The sequence below is a fragment of the Arthrobacter sp. JUb119 genome (genome assembly GCF_024807995.1).
GTDB lineage: Bacteria > Actinomycetota > Actinomycetes > Actinomycetales > Micrococcaceae > Glutamicibacter.
The window spans coordinates 1-6,053 of record NZ_JANUFE010000012.1; the positions used below are offsets into that span (position 1 = coordinate 1).

The window sequence follows — 6,053 nt, forward strand, 5'->3', positions numbered from 1 at the left end:
GCTTCGCTCCGGAGCAACTTTTCCAACTTACCAGAGTTCCTGATCCGATCAAAATCGGCGGAAAACCTTCAGTGAAAAGTGATTGGCTGCCGGGTAAACAAACGGTAGATTCCGTGTTGTTTCCGTTCCGGCAACAGATAAAAACTATACACAGGTTTTCAGGGCTCCGCAAATCGGCAGGGCACTTTTGACAGTGATCGTGGTTACACTGTGGTTGCATAATCCGCGGGCGTACTCTGACGCCCTGACAGTTGAACAAATCTGCAGCGGAATCGCGACTGCTTTGCTCCTGCGGTTTACAGGATCTCTGTACGTTTATGGAGCGTATCCAGGAAGACGAACTTCTTCATTGCCCACCATCGGAAGATCATCCCAAGTAACGTCCCGATAATTGGTCCGGCGATAAAGTCGGCGATCTCCTGGACGATAAAAGAAACGTGTGGTTCCGTGATTCCAAAGATCCAACGGGATACATAAACCGGCGCCGCAGTAATTCCAATAGCTACCGTAGACATGCCGACGAATTTGATGAACTGAATACGTTTGAGGCCGTGGGCGACATCCCCAAAGGTAAACCGTCTCGAGAGGTAGTAGGAAACTACCGTGGCCGCTGCATTAGCGATAAGAAAAGCTGAAGTTGGATGCGCCCCCAGAATCGTGAACTTCAATCCGTAATTCACTGCCAAGGTCAGGAGGAAGCAGAATCCTCCTATGCCCAGGAAGTACAGAGCTCTCTTTCGTTCCCGATACTGTTTTGGGCGCGATGGATCCCGTGCGCCTTCATCGCTAAATGCTTTGGCTCTGCCACTCATGGATCAAGCATAGACATCCCAGGATCGGCGAATAGAAAATTGAAACTTAATCAGGGCGGTTCTTAGTTATCCATATGGGTCACCTTGCACAGCATGCTCAGATTGAAGCTCATGAGCTTCCAGCGATGTATGAGTCGGACATTTTCGTGGCAGCGTCCAATGGCCAGGATGGGGGCAATGAGTTGTTATGCCCTGCGGCTCAACGGGCTCAACGGGCTCAACGGGCTCAACGGGCTCAACGGGCTCAACGGGCTCAACGGGCTCAACGGGCTCAACGGGCTCAACGGGCTCAACGGGCTCAACGGGCAGTTTCCCCTCACCCGCGCTAGACCTGCAACTCTGCGCCGTTACATTACTGACGGATTACCCTGCTTAAGGAGGTATCAGCGGAAGCCGCTGTCGGTTCCGTAGAATCCTCGGTTTTTGGGCATAAAAAAATCGCGAAACATAAGTTTCGCGATTTTTGCTTTGGTGACCCCAACGGGATTCGAACCCGTGTTGCCGCCGTGAGAGGGCGGAGTACTAGGCCGCTATACGATGGGGCCGTATGCTGAAGATTAATCTTCAGCTCACCAAATCTCTTTGGTGAAGCGCTGGGATACCAGGACTCGAACCTAGAATGACGGAACCAGAAACCGTTGTGTTGCCAATTACACCATATCCCAATGTGACTTGGTATTCATTTGCTTCAGCAGCCGAAGCTGATCTGCGCTGAACGCCTTAGCACGAGATATAACTATACCTAAAAAATTCACGGATCGCACATCCTGGGGCAATATCCTCGAGTGATCTGCAGCTCGTTTATTGAAATGCCTGTAACAGACCTGAGCTTCGCTACACGTCAGCCGATAAATTGCCGCCGAAGGAGGCAGGTCCACTTGACCTGTCACTGCGTGCTGAGACGACTGCTTAATGCAAAAGAGGGAACCGAAGTTCCCCCTTAGCTGTGTGTCGGGATAACAGGATTCGAACCTGCGACCTCATCGTCCCGAACGACGCGCGCTACCAAGCTGCGCTATATCCCGTGGTTACAACCATTTCACTATACACCCTGCAGAATTCTCATCAATGCCCGGCATAGCTACTCTTTTCTTTGCCGCCAAGTCCTTAGCCGGGCCTCGCAGCTTAAGACCATTAGATAGCTTTCCCAGGATTCAAGATATTCAACGGGTCCAAAAGGTTCTTTATCTGCTGTTGGAGTTCGATCACTTCTGTTGCTTGTTCCCATTGCAACCAATCTTTTTTGATCAGCCCGACACCGTGTTCGCCAGTAATTGTGCCGCCCAGTTCCAGTGCAATACGTACGGAGCTTTCAACTGCACGGTCAAGCCTCGCTAGTGGCTCGTTGCCGTCTTCCGGTTCTACAGAAAACGTCGGATGCAGATTGCCATCCCCTACATGCGAAATCATCCGCATGTTTACGTTTTCGTCCCGCGCAGCCCGTTGAACGCGGTGCACGTATTCAAGCATCTTGCTTTTCGGAATCGCGACATCCTCTCCAGTCCGGTAAGCATCGTCTTTAGTATCACCCCGGCTGGTTCGGCGCATTTCGATCAGTTGCGTAGCACTCGGATCTGCCGAATTGCTTAGCTGGGCATTGCGGTCTGCGAAAACACTGCGGAGAGCGGTTTCTTCACGCTCGGCGCCATAGCCATCCAGTCGAGCCAAGAGCATGGCACCGCCGTGACCTGCGTAATTCGTCGAGTACTGTTCATCAAGAATGAGCAGAGTCGAATGATCAATGAGTTCCAAAATGGCAGGCTGAATTCTGGCTTTGGCAATCAGTTGAACGCCCTCGACTGCTTCTTCCAGGCTGGGGAACAATAGAGCTATGTCTCGCTCGTCTACCGGGAGATAGCGCAATCGGAGAACTGCGCGAACGACAACGCCCAGCGTGCCCTCTGACCCTGTGAAAAGTGCGGCGAGATCATACCCTGCTACACCCTTAAACGTATTCTTGCCAACGCGGATTAGTCGGCCGTCTGCCAATACTACGTCTAGGGAGAGCACTGCTTCTCGGGTCACGCCATACTTCGCGCACCGCAGGCCTCCCGCGTTGGTTGCGATGTTGCCGCCAATTGTAGACACCTTGTAGCTAGCAGGATCCGGGGCGTACATGAGGCCGAATTCGGAAACGGCTTCGTTCAGCTGATGATTGATGACGCCAGGTTCAACCACAGCGACCTCATCTTCCGGGCGGATCTCTAGGATTCTATTCATCTTGCTCAAGTTCAAGACGACGGCATCACCTAGTACGTGTACACCACCAGAAACACCTGTGCCGGCACCGCGGCTAATGACCGGAACCTTGTATTCGCTAGCCAAGCGTAGAACGTGTTGTACATCCGCTACGGAACTGGCGAAAACCACGGCCAGCGGTTCAATGGGATCCCCCGACAACTGACCGAAGTCTCTAGAGTTTTCTCGAAGCAGCGGGCCCGCTGCTTCAATGGCATTCTCTGGTAATGCCGCGCTGAGGGCATCTAGAAATCCGGCATGGGAAGCGGCCATCTTTATCTCCACGGATCGTTGCGTGCAAGTATTTACCTGAGACTACGGCTTTTGAGGGTCTTTGCCGAACTTGATGACTTGGCAATTTACTAGTAGCTCGGTTCAAAACTGCGTTTGCACCCTCATGGCCAGCCAGTCCGGGGCCGGCATACGTCATTGCCCTATTATTTATCGGGCTAAGACCGTTCAGCTGCTGCATTTTCTTTCGATTGCGCTGCTTGGATTTCTGCTGGAAGAGCTTTTCCTCTGACGACTAGTCGATAACAGACGCCCAGGATTGCCACCCAGATTAGACCGGTAATGAGTGCACTACGCGTATCCGGAATAATGCCGATTAAGATGATCACGAAGATCATGAAGGCCAGCGCCAAGTAGCTACCCACTGGCCAAAGCGGAACTGGGAATGCAGATGGTTCAAGATTATCTCTGTCTATCCGGTGCTTCATCCGAATATGAGAGATCAGGATCATCGACCAAACAACGACGGTGGCGAAAGTAGCCAATGCAGCAATGAGGAAGAAGATCTCATCTTCGAACCAGATGTTCAGCACTACACCAATAAGCAATGCGCCGATCATCGATAGTGAAGTCACCCATGGGACCCCGTTAGCCGTGGTCTTCGTGAATACCTGTGGCGCCTGGCCTTGTTTGGCCATACCGTGAATCATGCGTCCCGCGCCGAAGATGTCTGCGTTGATTGCTGAGAGTGCCGCAGTGATGACGATGAAGTTCAGGACATTTGCTGCTGACGAGAAGCCGATGCTGGAGAAGATCGAAACGAATGGACTTTCACTACCATCAATCGTGTTCCACGGCTGAATGCACATGATGACACCGAGCGTGAGTACGTAGAACAGCAAGATGCGCACTGGCACAGAGTTAATTGCCTGCGGAATGACTTTACGCGGGTTTTGCGCTTCACCAGCGGTAATGCCGATCACTTCGGTGCCGCCGAAGGCAAACATGACAATGGTCAGGGAAGCGAGAATGCCCCAGACACCATGCGGCATGAAGCCGTCGCCAGCAAAGAGATTGGATAGACCTGCAGCTCCTTCGCTTTGGTTGCCCAACCCGAAGACGATTACGAGAACGCCACCAGCGATCATTGCCATGATAGCGACGACCTTGATCAAGGAGAACCAAAATTCCAGTTCGCCGAAGACTTTGACCGAGAGCAGGTTCACGGCGGCAATGAAGAAAACAACTGCCAGGATCCAGATCCATCGTTCGACGTTGGGAAACCAGAAACCCATATATACGCCAAAAGCCGTCACGTCAGCCAGGGCCACCACAAACATTTCAAACGTGTAGGTCCACCCGGTTGCAAAGCCAGCAAAGCGTCCAACGAATTCAGTGGCATAGCTTCCGAATGAGCCGGAGGTCGGATTGCGGACTGCCATTTCTCCCAACGCACGCATCACCATGAACACCACTGCCCCACCGAGTATGTATGCCAACAGCACCGCTGGCCCAGCCATTTGAATGGCGCTTGCGGAACCATAGAACAAGCCTGTGCCAATAGCAGACCCTAGAGCGATAAACCTGATGTGCCGTGTGCTTAAACCACGTTTCAAGTTTTGACTTGTCTGGCTAGTACGCATGCTGCTCCTCCGATATTCCTAACTGCATCAGAGGTTTGCCGCTCACTTTTCATGGTGTGCTTCAACCCCGACATCCATGTAATCGCAGTCACACGCATCTTGGAGCGGGGAAAAAGACAAGATAGTCCGGTACCTCAGACTCTTGGTGAAAAGAAGCTGAGATACCGGACGGCAATTCTTCCAACGGGTATCTCGGGACAGCGTGATGGGCATTCTGGAATTTCGACCACTCGCGAGCTGTCGATAGAAGTACACATCCCGGCATGCAACGCAGTCAGATACTCGTGAATCCAATTGAAGGATCATGCTGCGCGATCCTCACCAACGACCTTGAGAATGCTTAAATGTGCTTGCGCAATCCCTCGATATCGAGGCAGGATTCCGATACGGCTGGCTTCAACGTGCTGCACGTCAGTGGTCAGCAGCCACGCCCGCCTGTGTCCGTCATGTTGTCCACCAGAAGTCAAAGCATCTACTGTCCGTAAGCGTCCGCGTCTTCAGAAACATGACACCGGTGCCTTCAGGCGGTGGATGACAGTATCTATTGCTTTCAAGGCTTTCCAAGACGAGGTCCACAATGACGTTCATTGGCCTGACCCGGTGAATTCTCGCAGTCTTGGTTCCCTTGGTCGGTCGAATCCCCTTACGCCGAGACCTATGGTTGCCAGTTGCTCTCACCATTGCACGCCGGCAGGTGAATGTGGTGCAACTGCGGGAATCGTCTTCCGAAACGGAGCTGTCGCCTTGGTGCCTGAAACTCAAATTACGCAGTCGACCAGCTGGCATTTTTAGTCGATACCCGTCAGGGAACAAATATGGCTCAGCAAGGCTGGCTGGGCCGACAACCTGATCTTCAATTTGGATAAGAACTCCAGTGAATAATTCTCGGGTAACCTGGCCCTCGTCATCCGGTGCAAGCAACTGAGCTCGCCGGCAACCTTGGCCAACACAAATACCCTGGACGCACTGGTCGTTAAAGCAGGAGGGAGGAGGAACCAGGCAGCACCAGCTGCCCAATTCCCCCTCCCCTTCCCGTTAAACAGGTGAGGCCCCGGCACCAAACGGTACCAGGGCCTCAAACCATCTACTCAAGTTAAGTCCGGCGGTGACCTACTCTCCCACACCCTCA

The 6,053-nt window shown here is 52.7% G+C and carries 4 protein-coding genes and 3 tRNA genes; 1 reads left to right on the top strand and 6 read right to left on the bottom strand.

The features are described 5' to 3' along the window. Positions 1-191: hypothetical protein (locus tag M2368_RS18705; RefSeq protein WP_498724831.1), on the top strand; the 191-nt coding region annotated here is incomplete at its 5' end. A gap of 105 nt (positions 192-296) precedes the next feature. Here M2368_RS18705 and M2368_RS18710 read toward each other — a convergent pair. The 6 genes from M2368_RS18710 to M2368_RS18735 form a co-directional block, all read right to left on the bottom strand. Then, entirely contained in the window at positions 297-812 is a 516-nt protein-coding gene (locus M2368_RS18710) for a GtrA family protein (RefSeq protein ID WP_388026059.1), read from the bottom strand. Positions 813-1,281: 469 nt separating this feature from the next. Further along, a tRNA-Glu gene (locus M2368_RS18715) sits at positions 1,282-1,357 on the bottom strand. A 48-nt stretch (positions 1,358-1,405) separates the two neighbouring features. Continuing rightward, positions 1,406-1,477, bottom strand: a tRNA-Gln gene (locus tag M2368_RS18720). Positions 1,478-1,763: 286 nt separating this feature from the next. Then, positions 1,764-1,837, bottom strand: a tRNA-Pro gene (locus M2368_RS18725). 109 nt (positions 1,838-1,946) lie between these two features. Continuing rightward, a complete protein-coding gene (locus M2368_RS18730) occupies positions 1,947-3,323 on the bottom strand; it encodes an FAD-binding oxidoreductase (RefSeq protein ID WP_498724833.1) in 1,377 nt (458 codons plus the stop codon). A 176-nt stretch (positions 3,324-3,499) separates the two neighbouring features. Then, a complete protein-coding gene (locus M2368_RS18735) occupies positions 3,500-4,924 on the bottom strand; it encodes an amino acid permease (RefSeq protein WP_498724834.1) in 1,425 nt (474 codons plus the stop codon). Positions 4,925-6,053: the final 1,129 nt, after the last annotated feature.